This is a genomic window from Pannonibacter sp. CBAS1226, assembly GCF_055685825.1.
The window spans coordinates 67361-86498 of sequence record NZ_JBVOUO010000008.1; the positions used below are offsets into that span (position 1 = coordinate 67361).

The 19138-nt window shown below is 63.6% G+C and carries 15 protein-coding genes; 7 read left to right on the plus strand and 8 right to left on the minus strand.

The genetic code is table 11. The features are described 5' to 3' along the window. From urtC to urtA, 3 genes are all read right to left on the minus strand, one after another. On the minus strand, positions 1 to 1182 hold the full coding sequence (gene urtC / locus AC0CMF_RS19850) for an urea ABC transporter permease subunit UrtC (RefSeq protein ID WP_058898615.1): 1182 nt from the start codon (positions 1180 to 1182) through the stop codon (positions 1 to 3). After that, entirely contained in the window at positions 1179 to 2807 is a 1629-nt protein-coding gene (gene urtB, locus AC0CMF_RS19855) for an urea ABC transporter permease subunit UrtB (protein WP_374629148.1), read from the minus strand. The genes urtC and urtB overlap by 4 nt, the downstream gene beginning before the upstream one ends. Before the next feature lie 408 nt (positions 2808 to 3215). Beyond that, the gene (gene urtA, locus AC0CMF_RS19860; RefSeq protein WP_374629151.1) at positions 3216 to 4499 is read right to left on the minus strand and encodes an urea ABC transporter substrate-binding protein; all 1284 of its coding nucleotides are present in this window, start codon (positions 4497 to 4499) and stop codon (positions 3216 to 3218) included. Between the two features lie 286 nt (positions 4500 to 4785). Between urtA and AC0CMF_RS19865 the strand changes: the two genes are divergently transcribed. From AC0CMF_RS19865 to AC0CMF_RS19880, 4 genes are all read left to right on the plus strand, one after another. Continuing rightward, positions 4786 to 6738: an acid phosphatase gene (locus AC0CMF_RS19865; protein ID WP_374629147.1), complete on the plus strand. Its 1953-nt coding sequence runs from the start codon at positions 4786 to 4788 to the stop codon at positions 6736 to 6738. Between the two features lie 238 nt (positions 6739 to 6976). Continuing rightward, on the plus strand, positions 6977 to 10414 hold the full coding sequence (locus AC0CMF_RS19870; protein ID WP_374629146.1) for a hybrid sensor histidine kinase/response regulator: 3438 nt from the start codon (positions 6977 to 6979) through the stop codon (positions 10412 to 10414). 20 nt (positions 10415 to 10434) lie between these two features. Next, entirely contained in the window at positions 10435 to 11370 is a 936-nt protein-coding gene (locus tag AC0CMF_RS19875; protein ID WP_050473967.1) for a response regulator, read from the plus strand. A 90-nt stretch (positions 11371 to 11460) separates the two neighbouring features. Beyond that, positions 11461 to 12102, plus strand: a complete 642-nt coding sequence (locus AC0CMF_RS19880; protein ID WP_082206048.1) for a trimeric intracellular cation channel family protein — start codon at positions 11461 to 11463, stop codon at positions 12100 to 12102. A 14-nt stretch (positions 12103 to 12116) separates the two neighbouring features. Here the strand turns inward: AC0CMF_RS19880 and AC0CMF_RS19885 are convergent, their stop codons facing one another. The 4 genes from AC0CMF_RS19885 to AC0CMF_RS19900 form a co-directional block, all read right to left on the minus strand. Beyond that, positions 12117 to 12470, minus strand: coding sequence for a LapA family protein (locus AC0CMF_RS19885; protein ID WP_050473966.1), 354 nt, complete (start codon positions 12468 to 12470; stop codon positions 12117 to 12119). A 134-nt stretch (positions 12471 to 12604) separates the two neighbouring features. After that, positions 12605 to 12919: an integration host factor subunit beta gene (locus AC0CMF_RS19890; RefSeq protein WP_050473965.1), complete on the minus strand. Its 315-nt coding sequence runs from the start codon at positions 12917 to 12919 to the stop codon at positions 12605 to 12607. Continuing rightward, on the minus strand, positions 12916 to 13920 hold the full coding sequence (gene sppA / locus AC0CMF_RS19895; RefSeq protein ID WP_186392437.1) for a signal peptide peptidase SppA: 1005 nt from the start codon (positions 13918 to 13920) through the stop codon (positions 12916 to 12918). The genes AC0CMF_RS19890 and sppA overlap by 4 nt, the downstream gene beginning before the upstream one ends. A 215-nt stretch (positions 13921 to 14135) precedes the next feature. Continuing rightward, on the minus strand, positions 14136 to 14522 hold the full coding sequence (locus AC0CMF_RS19900; RefSeq protein WP_050473963.1) for a hypothetical protein: 387 nt from the start codon (positions 14520 to 14522) through the stop codon (positions 14136 to 14138). A 360-nt stretch (positions 14523 to 14882) separates the two neighbouring features. On the opposite strand from AC0CMF_RS19900, the gene AC0CMF_RS19905 reads away from it, so the two are divergent. Next, positions 14883 to 15710 carry a lytic murein transglycosylase gene (locus AC0CMF_RS19905; protein WP_374629145.1) on the plus strand — a complete coding sequence of 276 codons (828 nt, stop codon included), beginning with the start codon at positions 14883 to 14885 and terminating at the stop codon, positions 15708 to 15710. Between the two features lie 473 nt (positions 15711 to 16183). On the opposite strand, the gene AC0CMF_RS19910 is transcribed toward AC0CMF_RS19905, so the two are convergent. Further along, positions 16184 to 16567: a hypothetical protein gene (locus tag AC0CMF_RS19910; protein ID WP_050473961.1), complete on the minus strand. Its 384-nt coding sequence runs from the start codon at positions 16565 to 16567 to the stop codon at positions 16184 to 16186. Between the two features lie 345 nt (positions 16568 to 16912). On the opposite strand from AC0CMF_RS19910, the gene AC0CMF_RS19915 reads away from it, so the two are divergent. Together AC0CMF_RS19915 and AC0CMF_RS19920 are read left to right on the plus strand one after the other, a co-directional pair. Continuing rightward, positions 16913 to 17542 carry a TetR/AcrR family transcriptional regulator gene (locus tag AC0CMF_RS19915; protein ID WP_472482435.1) on the plus strand — a complete coding sequence of 210 codons (630 nt, stop codon included), beginning with the start codon at positions 16913 to 16915 and terminating at the stop codon, positions 17540 to 17542. Next, positions 17530 to 19137: a carboxyl transferase domain-containing protein gene (locus AC0CMF_RS19920; protein WP_058898609.1), complete on the plus strand. Its 1608-nt coding sequence runs from the start codon at positions 17530 to 17532 to the stop codon at positions 19135 to 19137. Before AC0CMF_RS19915 ends, AC0CMF_RS19920 begins: the two co-directional genes overlap by 13 nt. Position 19138 lies beyond the last annotated feature (1 nt).

Here is a 19138-nt window from a genome sequence, read left to right on the forward strand (position 1 = left end):
TCACTCCGCCGGTTGCGGCGCTTTGGCGCCAGAAGATTGGGGACCGGATTGGGGGCCCAATGAAGACGTGTCCTGCGGCTTGCGGCGGCCCGCGATCTTTGCCCGTATCTGGGCCGCAAGGCCGGTGATGCCCTTGGGCAGGAACAGTGTCACCACCACGAACAGCGCGCCCAGCGCAAAGAGCCAGATCTCCGGCAGAACGGCGGTGAACCAGGTCTTGCCGTAGTTGACGAGCACCGCGCCGATGATGGGGCCATAGAGCGTGCCGCGCCCGCCGACCGCCACCCAGATCACCACCTCGATGGAATTGGCCGGGGCAAATTCACCCGGATTGATGATGCCCACCTGCGGCACGTAGAGCGCGCCGGCAAGGCCCGCCATCATGGCCGAAACAGTCCAGACGAAGAGCTTGTAACGCTCCACCTTGTAGCCGAGGAAACGGGTGCGGCTTTCCGCATCGCGCACTGCCACCAGCACTTTGCCGAGCTTGGAGCGGGTGATGGAGCGGGCGAGCAGGAAAGAGACGAGCAGCGCAACGCCGGAGGCGAGGAACAGACCTGCACGGGTGGCATCGGCCTGCACGGAGAAGCCGAGGATATCCTTGAAGTCGGTCAGGCCGTTGTTGCCGCCAAAGCCCATGTCATTGCGGAAGAAGGCGAGCAGCAGCGCATAGGTCAGCGCCTGCGTGATGATCGACAGATAGACCCCCGACACCCGCGAGCGGAAGGCGAACCAGCCGAAGACGAAGGCGAGCACACCCGGCACCAGCAGCACCATCAGCATGGCAAAGGGGAAGCTGTCAAAACCGTACCAGTACCAGGGCAGTTCCTTCCAGTTGAGGAACACCATGAAATCCGGCAGCACCGGGTCGCCATAGACGCCGCGCGGACCGATCTGGCGCATCAGATACATGCCCATGGCATAGCCGCCGAGGGCAAAGAAGGCACCATGACCCAGTGAGAGAATGCCGCAATAGCCCCAGACGAGATCCACCGACAGCGCCAGCAGCGCATAGGTCAGATACTTGCCCATCAGGCTCACCGCATAGGTGGGCACATGCAGCGGATGATCCGGCGGCAGCAGCAGGTTGAGCGCGGGCACCGCCAGAATGATGCCGCCTGCGATGAGGAGGAACAGCGTGGCCTGCCGGTCGAAGGCGCGGAGAAGGAAATGGGTGATCATGCGTCAACTGCCCGGCCCTTGAGGGCGAACAGCCCCCGTGGACGCTTCTGGATGAAGAGGATGATGAAGACGAGCACGAGGATCTTGCCGAGCACGGCACCGGCATAGGGCTCCAGGAACTTGTTGACGACACCGAGCGTCAGCGCCCCCACCAGCGTGCCCCACAGGTTGCCCACCCCGCCGAAGACGACGACCATGAAACTGTCGATGATGTAGCCCTGCCCGAGGTTGGGTGACACATTGTCGATCTGCGACAGGGCGACACCGGCGATCCCGGCAATGCCGGAGCCAAGGCCGAAGGTCAGCGCGTCGATCCAGGGCGTGCGGATGCCCATGGAGGCGGCCATGCGGCGGTTCTGCGTGACTGCGCGGGTGTAGAGGCCGAACGGCGTCTTCTTCAGCACCAGCATCAGCCCGGCAAAGACCAGCATGGCGAAGACGACGATCCAGAGCCGGTTATAGGTGATGGTCATCTCACCCAGCTGGAAGGCGCCGGACATCCAGTCCGGATTGCCCACTTCCCGGTTGGTCGGCCCGAAGATCGAGCGCACCGCCTGCTGCAGCATCAGCGACAGGCCCCAGGTGGCCAGCAGGGTTTCCAGCGGCCGCCCGTAGAGGAAACGGATGATGCCGCGCTCGATGGCCATGCCGATCAGCCCCGTCACCAGAAAGGCGAGCGGTAGCGCAATGAAAAGCGACGCGCCGAACAGGCCGGGGAAACTGGTGCGGATCACCTCCTGCACCATGAAGGTGACATAGGCGCCGATCATCACCATCTCGCCATGGGCCATGTTGATGACGCCCATGACGCCGAAGGTGATGGCAAGGCCGATGGCGGCCAGCAGCAGCACCGAGCCCAGCGACAGGCCATACCAGATGTTCTGAGCGCCATCCCAGAGCGCCAGCGACTTTTCAATGCGGGTGAGGCCGGTCTGCGCCGCATCGCGCAGGGCCTGCGGCGCCTTGGCATCGCTGGCAATCGACGTCAGCACGGACAGGGCATCGCGCCCGCCCGCCGAGGCGATCAGATCCACCGCCGCCAGCTTGTCCGCCTCCGGCGCGTCACCGGCCAGCACAGTGGCCGCCCGGGCGCGCTCCATCGCAGTCTTCACCCCCGCATCCGTCTCCCTGGCGATGGCTGCCTCCAGTTGAGGCAGCGTTTCCACATCGCGGGAGCGGAACATGGAATTGGCCGCAGCCAGACGCACGGCGGCATCGGACGAGCCCAGCGTCAGGCTGCCGACGGCCGCACGGATCGACCGGCGCAACCCGTTGTTGACCTTGATCTTGGTCACTTCACCCGTCGTGACCGTGCCCAGCGCCTCACCGGTGAGCGGATCGCTCAGCGCAAGGCCGGAGCCCGCCTTCACCCCGATGACGGCCATGGCGTCGCTCTTGCGCACGTAGAGATCGCCGGACGACAAAGCCTCCAGCGCCGGAGCCACGGCGGGATCACCAGTCGCCGCCAGCGCACCCACCTGCGCCTCGGTTTCCTTGAACCCGCCCTCGCCCAGCTTGTTCACCAAGGGACGCAGCGCATCCGTGTCCTGCGCAAGGGCATGCTGCTGCACGGCAACGGACATCACCAGCATCAGCAGACAGATCATGAGGCGTTTCAGAGACATGGGCGTCACCTGGCTGGAAGGAATCATGGCAGCGGGAGGCTGTAGCCCCCGCCGCGACCCCTTCCCACAAGGAAGAGGGAGCGTTGGAATCTTGCGAAACATGCGGACCGTGCTGCGTGAGAGCTGGGCTCCGAGGCATTTCAGCCCTCTCCTTTCGCCGCAGCACCCCTCTCCCCCCTTGAGGGGGAGATGTCAGCGCAAGCTGACAGAGGGGGGTAGCAGCGCTTCAGCACGGCAAAACTTCTCTCACGAGAGGACAGGCCGTTACCCCCCTCTGCCCCCTGCCGGGGGCATCTCCCCCTCAAGGGGGGAGAGGAGTTGGAACCTGACTGGCGTTCCGTTGGAAATGCTGCCCCTCATAGGGAGGGGTGAGGGGCGGGACCGCCCCCCACCGGAAGCCGTCTCACATCAGCTGCCGGAGCCGCCGCACTTGCCGGTCTTCACATTGAAGTTTCCGCAGGAAAGCGGGGCGCGCCAGTCGGCGATCAGGTCCATGGAGCCTTCCAGATAATCGGACCACTCGTCGCCCACCACGAGGCCCGGGGTTTCCCACACGGTCTCGAACTGGCCATCGGCCTGGATTTCGCCGATGAGCACCGGCTTGGTGATGTGGTGGTTCGGCATCATGGCCGAATAGCCGCCGGAGAGGTTCGGCACGGAGACGCCGATCAGCGCGTCGATGACTGCATCCGTGTCGGTGGTGCCGGCCTTCTCGACGGCCTTCACCCACATGTTGAAGCCGATGTAATGGGCTTCCATCGGATCGTTGGTCACGCGCTTGCCGTTACCGATGAAGGCGCGCCAGCTTTCGATGAACTCGGCATTGGCCGGGGTGTCGACGGACTGGAAATAGTTCCAGGCAGCCAGATGGCCAACGAGCGGGGCGGTGTCGAGACCGGCGAGCTCTTCCTCACCCACGGAGAAGGCGACGACCGGAATGTCTTCGGCCTTGATGCCGGCGTTGCCGAGTTCCTTGTAGAAGGGCACGTTGGCATCACCGTTGATGGTGGAGACCACGGCGGTCTTCTTGCCGGTGGAACCGAAGGCCTTGATGTCGGACACGATCGTCTGCCAGTCGGAATGACCGAACGGCGTGTAGTTGATCATGATGTCCTCTTCCTTGACGCCCTTGGACTTCAGATAGGCTTCAAGGATCTTGTTCGTCGTGCGCGGGTAGACATAGTCGGTACCTGCCAGCACCCAGCGCTCCACGCCTTCCTCGTTCATGAGGTAGTCCACCGCCGGAATGGCCTGCTGGTTGGGGGCAGCGCCGGTGTAGAACACGTTGCGCTGGCTTTCCTCACCCTCATACTGGACGGGGTAGAACAGGATCGAGTTCAGCTCCTCGAACACCGGCAGCACGGACTTGCGCGACACGGAGGTCCAGCAGCCGAAGACGGCCGAAACCTTGTTGACCGCGACAAGCTCGCGGGCCTTTTCGGCAAAGAGCGGCCAGTCGGATGCAGGGTCAACGACGACGGCTTCCAGCTTCTTGCCCAGCACGCCGCCCTTCTTGTTCTGCTCCTCGATAAGGAACAGCATGGTGTCCTTCAGCGTCGTTTCGGAAATCGCCATCGTGCCCGACAGCGAATGCAGGATGCCGATCTTGATCGTCTCCTCGGCCAGCGCGCCGCCGATCATGGTCGAAGTCATCAGGCCCGCTACCACGAACCCTGCCATGCGGGAAGTCATCTTGGTCATCATGTCAGTCTATCCCCTCACTGAGGGAGCCCCTGCGCCTTCGTGCAACGGCTGCAGTGAGCCGGGCCGAGGGCAGCGCCCCAGATGCGGACAGTTGTTACTGCCGTCATCGATCAGTGTGGTCCGGGATTGCTGCACTGCCATATACGTCGATTGACGTAATGCCTTCAAAGCCGTGTCAGACAGAGCGCCAAACGATACAAAAGAGACAAAAAAGCTTCACGAAACAACACTAAGGCAGGGCCATTCATCCTCCCCCCCTCCCAGGAATCAACCGATGAAACCCCTGTCCTATCTCGCTTCAGTCAGCGCACTCGTTCTCGGCCTCATGATCCCGGCTGCAACGGCCGCGCTTGCCATCGACCTGCCGCAACCACCCGCAGGCCTTGGGCGTGAGGACACGGCCCAGCCAGTTTCCGGCTTGACTGCATATACCGGCGCAGGTGCCACCAACCAGCGCGGGAAGGCTTGCATGTCCACGCTGGAAGGCAATGCCGGCGTGCGCGTGCTGGCCGGATTCCTGAAGGTCTGGACACCGTCGTCGCTTCTGGTCGATGCAGATGTTGAAGCCGAAGCCGAGGGCAATTGTCCTGCCGTGGCCAAATCCACCTGGGACGGCATTCCCGGCAGTGTGACCGATGGCAGCCCCGTGAACCTGGACCTGCATGCTGCCAACATCGCCTATGTAGAGACCCTCACACGCAGCCGCACTCCCGTGCAGGCCGTTCAGGCTTATCTCGATGACCGCCGCGGCAAGAACGCCAGTCTGGTCGACGGTCTCGGGCCGCTCGCGGATGCATGGCGCGAAGGCACGAAGCAGCACACCACCATTACAGATGTTCCAGCCGACGCCTCTCTCATCAAATACGAAGACGAAGGCAACAACCGGGGCATCGGCAGCACCGGCGATGCGGAAAAGAAGATCGCCCCCAACCCCGATCTCGGCCTTGCCGTTGACCTGATCGAGGCCGCCAGCAAGGATGGCTCGACCGAGCCGTCAAAGCGCTTCTACAAATACGCCCGCCCCTGGCGCTGGAGCCAGGACGTGAGCGTTCTGCCGTCCCTGCTGCCGGCCCGCAGTTCCAAGCCGCAAAATGACGGAGGCTTCCCAAGCGGCCACACCGCCGAAGCCTGGCGCGATGGTCTGGTGATGGCCTACCTCGTGCCCGAGCGTTTCCAGGAAATGCTCACCAGAGCAACCGAACTCGGCGACAGCCGCATTGTGGCCGGCATGCATTCGCCGTTCGATGTGATCGGCGGGCGGATTCTCGGCACGGCCGTTGTGGTCTACAACCTCAACAAGCCTGACAATGACGGCCTGAAGGCCGGCGCCTTCTCCCAGACCCAATCCTGGCTGATGAAAAAGACCGGCTCGGAAACACAGGCGGAGTTGATGCGTGTGGCTCACTCGCATCCTTCCGTGCGCGACCGTTTCGCCGATCATAGTGCAAATGCCGCCTTCGTCGCCTTCCGGATGGACTACGGCCTTCCGGCGGCCGGAGCCACAGACCTGCCTGCAAACGTGCCGGCAGGCGCTGAAGTCCTGCTGGAAACCCGTCAGCCATACCTCACAGCCGAACAGCGCCGGGTGGTTCTGAAAACGACCGCCTTCGCCTCCGGCAACCCGGTGATGGATGATCCGGAAGGCTTTGGCCGCCTGAACTATTTCAAGGCTGCCGATGGCTATGGAGCCTTCGATGGCGATGTTACCGTCACCATGGACGCCAGCCTCGGCGGCTTCAACACCTTTGACGTCTGGTCCAACAGCATCTCCGGCGCAGGCATGCTGACCAAGCGCGGCAGCGGCAGCCTGGCTCTTGCCGGCGAGAATGGCTACACGGGCGGCACCCTCATTGAGGCCGGCAACCTGATTGCCCGCAGCGAAACAGCGCTGGGCGCAGGGGACGTCTTTGCAGCTGGCGGCAAGCTTGTGGTGGAGAACACCGCACTTGAGCTGAAAGGCAACATCAGTTTCACCGGTGCGTCCGGCCTGATCGTGACGTCGACCGCGGGCCGGAAGGCAAGCGTCTCCATCGGCGGTGCGCTCGCTGTGGACGGCGCCGAACTGACCGTCACGGCCGATGATGAGGCTGCGGCCAAGTCCAGTGAAGGCCTGCCGGTCCTGACCGCCGCAAAAATTGATGGCAAGTTTGCCTCCGTCACGCTGAACGGCAAGCAGGCTGAAGCGGTTTACAGCGGCACGGGCGTCGCCATCCGCCTCGCCAACTGACACGCTGACATCCGGCACAAAACCAGGGCGGGGACGGCCAGAAAGCCGTCCCCGCCCTGAACATTTCCATCCAGTGGCCGCATCTTGGGCAGAACTCAGGAACGGCATGATTCCTGCTTTCCTGATATCAAGTATTGAGTGACAGGGGGCTGCACCTAACTGACCGGTGCAGCCGCGGAGGGCGGATGCTTATTTCTTGGGCAGATAGCGGGCACAGACTGACCAGAAACGGGCAGAGATGACAGCGCGTCAGCGCATCCTGCCGGTGCGCCGGCATTACAATCAATGGGTCAATAACCAGACCCTGGAAGACTATGCGCTGCGCTTCACGGCCAAGAGCGCCCGGCGCTTTTCCAGCCGCGCCATCTCGCACACGGCCAGCGGTGCGATTTCCTTTCTGGCGCTGGAGGCAATTGGCGGGGCCATCACCCTGTCCTACGGCACCGCGAATGCCTTTGCCGCGATTCTGGCGGGCTGTGCGGTGCTGCTTTTCGTCGGCCTGCCCATCGCCCGCTATGCCACGCGCCACGGGGTGGATATCGACCTGCTGACGCGCGGCGCAGGCTTCGGCTACATCGGCTCCACCCTGACATCGCTGATCTACGCCAGCTTCACCTTCATCCTCTTCGCCATCGAGGCCTCGATCATGTCGAGCGCCCTCGAATATGCCTTCGGTATACCCCTGTGGATCGGCTACATCCTCAGCGCCGTGGCGGTGATCCCGCTGGTCACCCATGGCATCACCCTGATCAGCCGCTTCCAGCTTCTGACCCAGCCGTTCTGGATCGTTCTCAACATCCTGCCTTTCATTTTCATTGCGCTGACGGACTGGCAGGCGGTGGGCGTCTGGCTCGGCTTTGCCGGCATTGACCCGGCCTCCGGCGCGCCCCGGGAAGCCTATTCCAATCCGGTGGACCTCTTGCAATTCGGGGCCGCCGCTGCCGTGGTGCTGGCGCTGATGGCGCAGATCGGCGAGCAGGTGGACTTCCTGCGCTTTCTGCCGGCGAAGGAAAACCTGTCGCCGCTGCGCCGCTTTGCGCTGTTTCTGGCCGGCCCCGGCTGGGTGGTCATCGGCCTGCCGAAGCTGCTGGCCGGTTCCTTCCTTGCTGTGCTGGTGCTCTCCTCCGGCATTCCGGCAAGCGAAGCCGACCAGCCGTCACGCATGTATGCGGTTGCCTTCGGCTACATGCTGCCGTCCGAACAGGCCGCCATCCTGCTGATGGCCGCCTTCGTGGTGGTGGCGCAGCTCAAGATCAACGTGATGAATGCCTATGCCGGGTCGCTGGCCTGGTCGAATTTCTTCTCCCGCCTCACCCACAGCCATCCGGGCCGGGTGGTGTGGCTGGTGTTCAATGTCGGCATTGCGCTCCTGCTGATGGAACTGGGCATCTATGCCCTGCTGGAGGAGACGCTGGGCGTCTTCTCCATCATCGCCATGGCCTGGCTGTCGGCGATTTCCGCCGATCTCTTCATCAACAAGCCGCTGGGCCTTGCCCCGCCGGGCATCGAGTTCAAGCGTGCCCATCTCTATGACATCAATCCGGTCGGCACCGGGGCCATGGGCGGGGCGGCGCTGATTGCGCTTCTCGCCCATTACGGCATTTTCGGCGTCACGGCGGCGGCGCTGGCCACCTTCATCGCCTTTGTCCTGCCTTTCGTCTTCGCCCCGCTCATCGCCTGGGGCACGAAGGGCAAATATTATCTGGCCCGCAAGCCGCGCCGCCACTGGCAGTCCCGCACCGCCATCACCTGCTCGGTCTGCGAGAACCCGTTCGAGCCGGAGGACATGGCCTATTGCCCGGCCTATCAGGTGCCGATCTGCTCACTCTGCTGCACGCTGGACGCCCGTTGCGGCGACAGTTGCAAGCCGAAGGCGCGGCTGGCCTATCAGACGAAAACGGTCGCAGCCGCCGCCTTGCCCGCCTGGGTGATGGAAAAGCTCGGCACCCGCCTTGGCCGCTATCTCACCACATCGGTGCTGGTCATCGCCGGCATCGGCCTCATCCTCACCATCATCTACAATCAGTCCATGGTGCACAGCCCGCAGGAAAACCTGGCGCCGGGGCAGATCATCGCGCTGATCTTCGTCGTTTTCGCCATTGCCGCCGGCATCGGCGTCTGGTTTCTGGTGCTCGCCCATGACACGCGCCGGGTGGCAGAGGAGGAATCCGCCCGCCAGAACACCCTGCTGCTGCAGGAAATCGAGGCGCACCGCAAGACGGACGCCGCCCTGCAGCGCGCCAAGGAGGCGGCGGAAGCGGCCAACCACGCCAAGAGCCGCTATGTCATCGGCCTCAGCCACGAATTGCGCACCCCGCTCAATGCGGTGCTCGGCTATGCGCAGGTGCTGGAGCGGGACGAAGCCATCCCGCGCGAACGCAAGGCCAGCATTCAGGTCATCCGCCGCAGCGCCGAGCATCTCTCCGGCCTCATCGACGGCCTGCTCGACATTTCCCGCATCGAAGCCGGGCGCCTGCAGGTCAGCACGGATACGGTCAACATCCACGAGTTTCTGGACCAGATTGTCGCCATGGTGCGGCTGCAGGCGCAAGCCGCCGGGCTCGGCTTCGAGTTCTCCCGCGCGCCGAACCTGCCCGCGCTGGTGCGCACCGACGAAAAGCGCCTGCGCCAGATCCTCGTCAATCTCCTGTCCAATGCCATCAAGTTCACGGACAAGGGCAAGATCACCCTGGACGTTGCCTACCGCTCGCAGGTCGCCACCTTCCGCATCACCGATACGGGCCGCGGCATTGCGCCGGAAGATCTGGAGCGCATCTTCGAGCCCTTTGGCCGCGGCAGCAGTGAAGCGGTACACCGCACGCCGGGTCTTGGCCTCGGGCTGACCATCACCAAGCTTCTGGCACAGACGCTGGGCGGCTCCATTGACGTCACGAGTGAACAGGGCAAGGGCAGCACCTTCACCGTGCGGCTGATGCTGGCGGCGCTCAACGGCCCGGCTCCGGCCCTTGCCGCGGACCGGCTGGTGCGCGGCTATGAGGGGCCGCGCCGGTCCATCCTCGTCATCGACGACAATGGCGACCACCGTGCCCTCATGCGCGAAATGCTGGCGCCACTCGGCTTCATCGTGCTGACGGCGGAAAACGGGCAGGAGGGCATAGACCTCACGCTGGAACTGGCCCCGGATCTGGTGCTGGCCGATATTTCCATGCCCGGCCTCAACGGCTGGGAAGTGGCAGCCGCCCTGCGCCATCGCGGCTACAAGGGGCGCATCGTCATGCTTTCGGCCAATATCGGCGACACGGCCCTGCGCCCCACCGGCGAGCCTGCCCATGACGATACGCTGGCCAAACCCGTGGACATGGCCCAGCTTCTCGACCGTCTCGGCCGCCTGCCCGGCCTCGTCTGGCGTTATGGCGCACCGGCCGCACCTGCCCCGGAGCCGCAGGCCGCCCTTTCCCTGCCCATCATCCTGCCTCAGGCAGACCCGCAGCGGGAGACGGCGCCCGCAATTTACACCAGTCCCGGCCCTGGCCACTTGCGCGACCTGATGGATCTTGGCGATATCGGCTATGTGCATGGCATCGAGGCGAAACTGAGCGAGCTGGGCCGGGAGGCGGGCAATGCGCCCCTCGTCGCCGCCCTGCGCGAGCGGCTGGAGCAGTTCGATTTTGCCGGCTACAGAACAATTCTGGAAGAGGTCCAGCCCCATGACTGAAACAAGCTGCGTGAGGCCGTATGACTGAAGCCCCTGCCCAGCGCGACATCGTTCTTGTGGTGGATGATTCCCCCGAAACCCTCGGCTTCCTGACGAAGGCGCTGGAGGCCTCGGGCGTGACTGTTCTGGTCGCCACCTCCGGCACGGCAGCGCTCACCATTGCCGGGCGCATCACACCCGACATGGTGCTGATGGACGCGGTGATGCCGCAACCGGACGGCTTCGAAACCTGCCGGCAGCTGAAGGCCATGCCGGAGCTGGCGCATGTGCCGGTGATCTTCATGACCGGCCTCAGCGAAACCGAGCATGTGGTGCATGCGCTGGAAAGCGGCGGCGTGGATTTTCTCACAAAGCCAATCAATCTCGATGAGCTGCAGGCCCGTATCCGCGTGCATCTGGCCAATGCCCGGCAGGTGCAAAGCGCCCGCATCGCGCTGGATGCCGCCGGGCGGCACCTGATGGCGGTCACCTCAACCGGCAGCGTGAAATGGGCCACCCCGCAGGCCCGCACCGCGCTGAGCCATTTCGCCGGCCGTGTGGGCAGCGATGTGCTCCCCCTCATCAGCCAGCATCTGGGCGCCTGGCTTGGCAGCCCCAGTCAGATGGCAGGCCAGATGGGCGGCAGCCGCTCCACCTCCTTCATGGGGGCGCCGGGGCAGAAGCTTGATTTCACCTATCTGGGCGCCGTCGGCCCGGATGAATATCTCTTCCGCCTGACGGGCGGCGACGAGGCAGGCCAGACGGATGGCCTGCGCACCCGCTTCGGCCTCACCGCCCGCGAGGCGGAGGTGCTGCTGTGGATCGCCCGCGGCAAGGCCAACAAGGACATCGGCGAAATCCTCGGCCTGTCACCGCGCACGGTGAACAAGCATCTGGAACAGATCTACGTGAAGCTCGGCGTCGAGAACCGCGCCTCCGCCGCCGTGAAGGCCGCCGAAGCCATGAGCGAGCTGTAGCAGCGCGATTGCACGCAAGCACCGATCTGGACTAGAGAAGCTTCGATTGCTGGCGGCTTTTCGCCCCGGCAAGAAGAAGGTGACCGGCTCATGATGTTCGACAAGGCCCCCGAAACGCTGCTCAACGTGCTGATGGTGCTCGATTATGTGGGCGTTGCCGTCTTTGCCGTGACCGGCGCCATCGTCGCCTCGCGCAAGGGCATGGATTTCATCGCCTTCCTGTTCTTCGCCACCATGACCGGTGTCGGCGGCGGCACCTTGCGTGACCTGATCCTCGGCGTGCCCGTGTTCTGGACCAAATCGGAAGGCTACCTGCTGGTCTGCTTTGGCGTCAGCGTGCTGATGTGGTTCGGCGCGCATATCGTCGAAAGCTGGGGCAAGCCGCTGCGCTGGGCCGATGCCATCGGCCTTGCCGCCTATTGCGTGATGGGGGCGGCCAAATCCATGGCGGTCGATCACATGCCGCTCGTCGCCATCCTGCTGGGGGCCTCCACCGCCACGTTCGGCGGCATCCTGCGTGACGTTGTCGCCGGCGACCCGACCGCCATTGCCAAGCCGGAGATCTATGTCACCGCCGCCTTTACCGGCGCGGCCGTCTTCGTGGTGCTGACGCTGGTCGGCTTCTCGCTCTGGCCCGCGGCCATCATCGGCGCGCTCGCAGCCTTCATCATCCGGGGCGGCGCCATTCTCAGGGGTTGGACGCTGCCGGGCTATTCCGCACCGAAATCCTGATTTTTGCGCCGGTCTCAGGCAGCGCGGCTGCCCGGACCGGGAAGGGCGCGGGACGGCGAGGACTGCTCGGCCTCGGCCCGCAGCTTGTCGGCTTCCTTGTGCCACTTGTCGGCCTCGGAGCGCTTGACGCGCGCCTCGCGGCGCCAGCGGCCCTGCTTTGCCCAGGCCCCAAGCCCGCCGATGACGATGCCCACCAGAATGGCGGCAAAAATCACCCAGAACAGCGGCACGCCGGTCAGCGTCAGGCGCGGATCCTGCGGATCAAAGGGGTTCAGCGAAAGATCGACCCCGTGCCGGTTGGCCACAGACAGCGGCACCACCACAAGGGCGATGGCAACAAGGATCAGGTTCTTGAGAAACCGGGTCACGGGCCCTGCCTTTTTCTAGAGCATGTCCGGCGCAAACGGCTCCGCCTGCAATGCTCTTGGGTCTTTGTCTTCACGCAAGTGCGGACACAAAACCGGTCTCCGCCTTTGCTGGAACTGCCTTGGCTGCGCGGCGGTCAGTCTTCGTCGTCGCTATCTTCGCCGTGATCGACGCCATCATTCAGGCGCTCACGCATTTCCTTGCCCGTCTTGAAGAAGGGAACGTATTTCTCGTCCACCTCGACCTTCTGCCCCGTGCGCGGATTGCGGCCGACACGGGCCGGGCGGTTCTTGACGGAAAAGGCGCCAAAGCCGCGCAATTCCACACGGTCACCGCGCATCAGCGCCTCGGTGATCTCGTCAAGGATCGCGTTGACGATGTTCTCGACGTCGCGCTGATAGAGATGCGGGTTCTGTTCCGCGATGCGCTGCACAAGCTCGGACTTGATCATTCCCCGCTCCCTTGTTCCTGACCACCCGGCATACCCCCGGGAGCCTGCCAAACAGACACGAGCCCGTCAAGCGTAAGGCTTGGAGAAATCAATCCCTTAGCCTCTGAAACGCCCTCAATCAGCGCCTTGGCGGCCCCTTCACCGATACCTTGCGACATCCGTGCCGCAAACGGCAGGCGGCTGCGCTCATCGGGCACCTTCCAGGTGACGACCGGAAGATCCCTGGCGACACCCTTTTCCTTCTCCAGCCAGGCGATGGCTGCCGCCTCGCCGCCGATCGCATCCACCAGCTTGCGCTCCTGCGCCCGGAAGCCGGTGACGATGCTGCCATCGGCCACGGCACGGGCCGCCTCCGGGCTCAGCTTGCGCCGCTCAGCCACCAGCTTGACGAACCAGTCGTAGCTGTCGCCCACCAGAAGCGCCAGCATGTCACGGGTTTCGGGCGAGGGATCGGAATAGAAATCGGGCTCGGCCTTCATCGGCGCGCTTTTCACCGCATCCATCTTCACCCCGACCATATCCAGCAGTTTCTCTGCATTGCCGAACTGGAACAGCACGCCGATGGAACCGGTAATGGAATTGTGCCGCGCGACGATGTGATCGCTGGCCAGAGCCACCATGTATCCGGCCGAGGCGCCAACCGTGCGGATTTCCGCGACCACCGGCTTCTTCTTGGACAGCTCATGGAGCGCCTGATAAAGCGCCTCGCCGCCCGTGGTGCTGCCGCCGGGCGAATTGATGGAAATGATCACACCGGCGACTCTCTTGTTCTCGCCGATTTCCCGGATCAGCTTGAGCTGGTCGCGGTCCTCCATGATCACGCCTTCGATGGGAATGCGCGCAATGTGCGGCTTGCTGCGCTCCGCATTGAAACCGCCGCCAAGAGCAATGAGGCCTGAGATGAGGGCGGCCGCCAGGATGAGAAAGGCTGCAACGCGCCAGAACACGAGCTTGCGGCGGAGCCTCCGGCGGTCGGTTATGGCTTCGGCATCCAGGGACATCTGTCACGCTCCACGGTCAACGGCCTTCATGGCTACACAGCCTGCGCTGCGATGAAAAGCCCAAATAGGCTGCAAGGTCAAATCATTGGCAGCGGGGGAGACATTCTGCCTGCCTGACTCTCTGCTCCGGAGCGCCGATGCGGAAGGCCGGGGACAGCCGGACCCCGGCCTTGAGTTAAGATTTCTGCCTTGCTTGAGGCTGACGGCGCAGCGCCTCAACCGGCCGCATGAGCCGCAATCCGGCGCAGGCGGCGCAGAATCATGACAAAAGGCACCATGGAGAGGGCCATGACGGCCGAGCCTGTCATCGCCAGCAAGAGATTGCCATCCTCGATGGCAATCGCAACGCCGGGGATCATCAGCCACATGCCGATGGTTGCTGCGACAAAATGCAGCCGCGCCAGCCGGGAATGGGCCGCCTGCGGCACGGCGTTGTAGTAGAGCCCGAAGAGCGTCATCGTCAGAAAGCCGAGCAGGGTCAGCTGCACATTGGCGGTGGCAAAGCCTGCCCCCTGACCTGCGGACATCTGAATGCCGAAGATGATGCTGCCCACGCCATAGAACATGGCGGAAATGAAGAACCAGAAGGAAATGCCTCGCATGGGTCTGTTCCTTGATCCAAAGCCGCTCCAGCGCCTTCACGGCCCTGCAGCCCGCCCCCATGGAGATGGCATGCGCCTGTTGCCGGACCAAAACCGTGGTCTGCATCACATTCCGGCCGATTGGCTTGCGCTATCACATCCTGCCGCCTGAAGCCTCTGAAGGTTCACGTCCGGTCACAACCGCGTGGGACCGCCGGCTGAAACGGCATTTAACGCCCGCTTTCCCTTGACGAACCGGGGGAAACGAAGGCAAGCCAGCTAACTCGAAGGGCAGGAGTCATCACGAATCATCCACCCTTCGGTTTTACCCATCACACATGCCCGGCTTCTGTGCCGCCGGGTCATCCGGGAGTGCCCGCCATGCGCAAGCTGCTTTGCGCTCTTGCCCTTTCCCTGACTGCATCCTTCGCCCCCGCCCTGACGGCGACGCCCGCCCGGGCGGCCGCCTGCGGCAATGATGCCTCCGGTTTCAATGCCTGGATTGCAGCCTTCAAGCAGGAAGCCCCGGCCCGTCATGGGCTGAAGGCCTACACGGTGGCAAATGCCCTTGAGGGCGTGACCTATGATCCGCAGGTGATCAAGCTCGACCGGGGGCAGCGGTCCTTCAAGCTCAGCTTCGAGGAATTCTACCAGCGCCGCGTCAACAAGGCGCTGATCAAGCGGGGCCGGCAGCTGCATGCCCAATATGCCGGGCTGTTCGAGCGCATCCAGCAGGACTTCGGCGTGCCGCCGCAGATCATCATCGCCATCTGGGGCCTCGAAACGGGCTATGGTGCCAACTCGGGCAAGATGGATGTGGTGCGCTCGCTGGCGACCCTATCCTATGACTGCCGCCGTTCGGAATTCTTCACCCGCGAGCTGGTCTCGGCCCTCAAGATCATCGAAAACGGCGACAAGGTGCGCGAGGACATGCGCGGCGCCTGGGCGGGAGAACTCGGCCAGACCCAGTTCCTCGCCAGCTCCTATCTCAACTACGCCGTCGACTATGACCGGGACGGCAAGCGCGACCTGATCCGCTCCATCCCGGACGTGCTGGCCTCCACCGCCAACTACCTGAAGCAGAAGGGCTGGCGCGCCGGCGAAAGCTGGGCCCCCGGCACGCCGAACCACGAGGTTCTGCGGGAATGGAACAAGGCCGAGGTCTATGTCCAGACTATCGGCGTGATGGCTGAACAGCTGGTGGAATGAAAAGAAGGGCGCGCCGGATGGGGGCGCCCTGAGGCCGATGACAAAGCAAGTGTTCTCCTCTTTCGTCATGGCCGGGCTTGTCCCGGTCATCTACAAGCCATTGATTTGTATAGATCCTCGGCACAAGGCCGAGGATGACGATGGAGAGGCCGGAGGTTTGTCAGCAGTCTGAGGGCGTGCCGGATGGGCGCGCCCTTTGGGTTTCATATGCCCTCTTCCGTCATGCCATGACTTGACCATGGCATCCATACCCTTGCATCTCCAGACACCGGAGCAGTGAAAGGACGCGAGCATTCAGAGCGGCTGCACGGTCACGGAATGGATGCCCTGGCCGGGCCATGGCAAGACGAAACTCGAAGGACTGAGCCCTTTGCAGTACAGGACCCAGTCCTTAAATCGGCCCAGTCTATGAACCATCCAAATTCATGGGTTCAGTTCACTCCTGCCGTGACTTTTGACTTCAGGGCATAGTCTTACCGGAAGACGCCCGTCTTCACCGAGACGTCGGAATCGGTCATCGAATAGCGGCGGACGATGTTCTTGCTGTTGAACAGGACGACAAGCTGCTTGCGCTTGCCCGAGTGGGACGTGCCGAGCGCACCGACCACGGGGATGAAGTTCACCGCATCAGCCTGCAGGTTGTCGAGCTGGTAGGTCCAGATCTCTTCGCCCTCGGAGGTAAAGCTCGTCTGATAGGGCGAGCCGAACATCTGCTGCACCTCGCTGCGCGTCGTCTTGCCTTCGGTGAGCTTGGCGGAGACGCTCGCCTCCGTCTCGTTCCTGAGGCTCTGATTGCCGGAAGATGCGCAGCCGGCAAGGGTCAGGCCTACAACAAGCGCAGTCAGTATCTTCTTCAAGGTTTGCCTCCGTTATCGCGGCAAGTCTGCACGCATGGCTTGTGAAAACGGCCACGGCCTAGCGGCAATCGGCAAAACAGACAAGGGCAACCGGACCAAAACAAGTCTTCCCGCAGCAACCTGAGATTATACACGCGGTTGCGTGTCCGGATTTTTAATTGAACTTCAATGCATTAAGCGCGCGCGAAAAAATTGCAACACCTGCGGAAAACTACGGAAAACCCTGCCTTATACCAAGTTTCACGCCCCCATCATTTCCTGCAGACGCCATGGTCGTGCCCTCCATCAGCTGCACTTGCAAATGAATGATCGTTCATTTATTTTGAAAGACAGGAGGAAACAGGCATGGCACGCACGGTGGGAGCCAGGGGCGAGGAAACGGCAGAGCGCGTGCGCGAGGCTGCGCTGCGGCTGTTTGCGCGCGAGGGCTATGCCGCCGTTTCCATGCGCCAGATCGCGGCTGCCGTCGGCGTCCAGCCCGGTGCGCTCTACAATCATTTCCCCACCAAGCAGGACATCCTGCGCGACCTGATGGTCAGCCACATGCAGGCGCTGCTGGATGCCTGGGGCGCGACCTGCGCCGCCGCAGACCCCGGCGAAGGCCCGGACGCGGCGCTGGAGCGCTTCACCCGGTTTCACATCCGCTATCATCTGGCGCGCACCGATGCGGTGTTTGTCTCCTACATGGAGCTGCGCAATCTGGAGCCGCAGAATTTTCAGGCCGTCGAGCATCTGCGCCAGCGCTATGAGGCAATCCTGACGGACATTCTGAAGCGCGGTGCGCAGGCGGGCAGCTTTGCCGTCAGCGAGCCGCAGGTGGCCACCCGCGCCATCATCGCCATGCTGACCGGCCTTGGCACCTGGTACCGGGAGGGCGGCAGGCTCTCCAAGGCTGACATCGAAACCATTTATCTGGACATGGTGACCGCAAGCGTCACCGGAGGGAGAGGAGCCGGGAGACAATGGGCATCCTGAAATCGAACGCGGCCACGCGCGGCGAGGTTTTCGAGAAGAACCGCAAGGCGCATGAAGCGGCCCTTGAAGAGGTGCGCCGGGCAGCGGAAGCGGCCTTTGAAGGCGGCGGAGCTGAAGCCCGCGCCCGCCATGCCTCCCGTGGCAAGATCCTGCCGCGTGAACGCGTCTCGCGCCTGCTCGATCCCGGCTCGCCCTTTCTGGAAGTCGGCCTTTTCGCCGCCCATGGGCTCTATGACAACGCCTCCCCTTCGGCCGGCGTCATCGCCGGCATTGGCCGTGTCGAGGGCCGGGAAGTGATGATCGTCGCCAATGACGCGACGGTGAAGGGCGGCACCTACTATCCCATGACGGTGAAGAAGCACCTGAGGGCGCAGGAGATTGCCGCCGAGAACAACCTGCCGTGCGTCTATCTGGTGGATTCGGGCGGCGCCAACCTGCCGAACCAGGACGAAGTGTTCCCCGACCGCGACCATTTCGGCCGCATCTTCTTCAATCAGGCCAACATGTCCGCACGCGGCATTGCGCAGATCGCCGTGGTGATGGGCTCCTGCACCGCTGGCGGGGCCTATGTCCCGGCCATGAGCGATGAAACCATCATCGTGCGCAATCAGGGCACCATCTTCCTCGCAGGCCCCCCGCTGGTGAAGGCGGCGACGGGTGAGGAGGTGAGCGCGGAAGACCTTGGCGGGGGCGACGTGCACACGCGCCTCTCCGGTGTGGCCGATCACCTCGCCCGGGACGACGCCCATGCGCTGGCCCTGGCCCGCCGGGCGGTGGCCAATCTCAACCGCACCAAACGGGTGCACCTCGACCTGCAGAGCCCGGAAGATCCGCTTTATGATCCGGAGGAAATCTTCGGCGTGGTTCCGGCGGATCTGAAGACGCCCTATGACATCCGCGAGGTGATCGCCCGCATCACCGACGGCTCGCGCTTCGATGAATTCAAGGCCCGCTACGGCACGACGCTGGTCTGCGGCTTTGCCCATATCTACGGCATGCCCGTTGGCATCATCGCCAACAATGGCGTGCTCTTCTCCGAAAGCGCGGTCAAGGGCGCGCATTTCGTCGAGCTTTGCTCCCAGCGCAAGATCCCGCTCGTGTTCCTGCAGAACATCACCGGCTTCATGGTTGGCCGGAAGTATGAAAGCGGCGGCATCGCCAAGGATGGCGCCAAACTGGTGACGGCTGTGGCCACCACCTCCGTGCCGAAGATCACCATGCTGGTCGGCGGCTCCTTCGGGGCGGGCAATTACGGCATGTGCGGACGCGCCTATTCGCCCCGCTTCCTGTGGACCTGGCCCAACTCCCGCATTTCGGTGATGGGCGGCGAGCAGGCCGCAGGCGTGCTGGCCACCGTCCGGCGCGATGGCATCGAGCGCAAGGGCGGCAGCTGGTCGGCGGACGAGGAAAAGGCCTTCAAGCAGCCGGTCATCGACCAGTTCGAGGCGCAGGGCCACCCGCTCTATGCCTCGGCACGGCTGTGGGACGACGGCATCATCGATCCGCGCAAGACCCGCGAGATCCTCGCCCTCTCCCTCTCCGCCGCCCTCAACGCCCCGATCGAAGACACCCGCTTCGGCCTGTTCCGGATGTGAT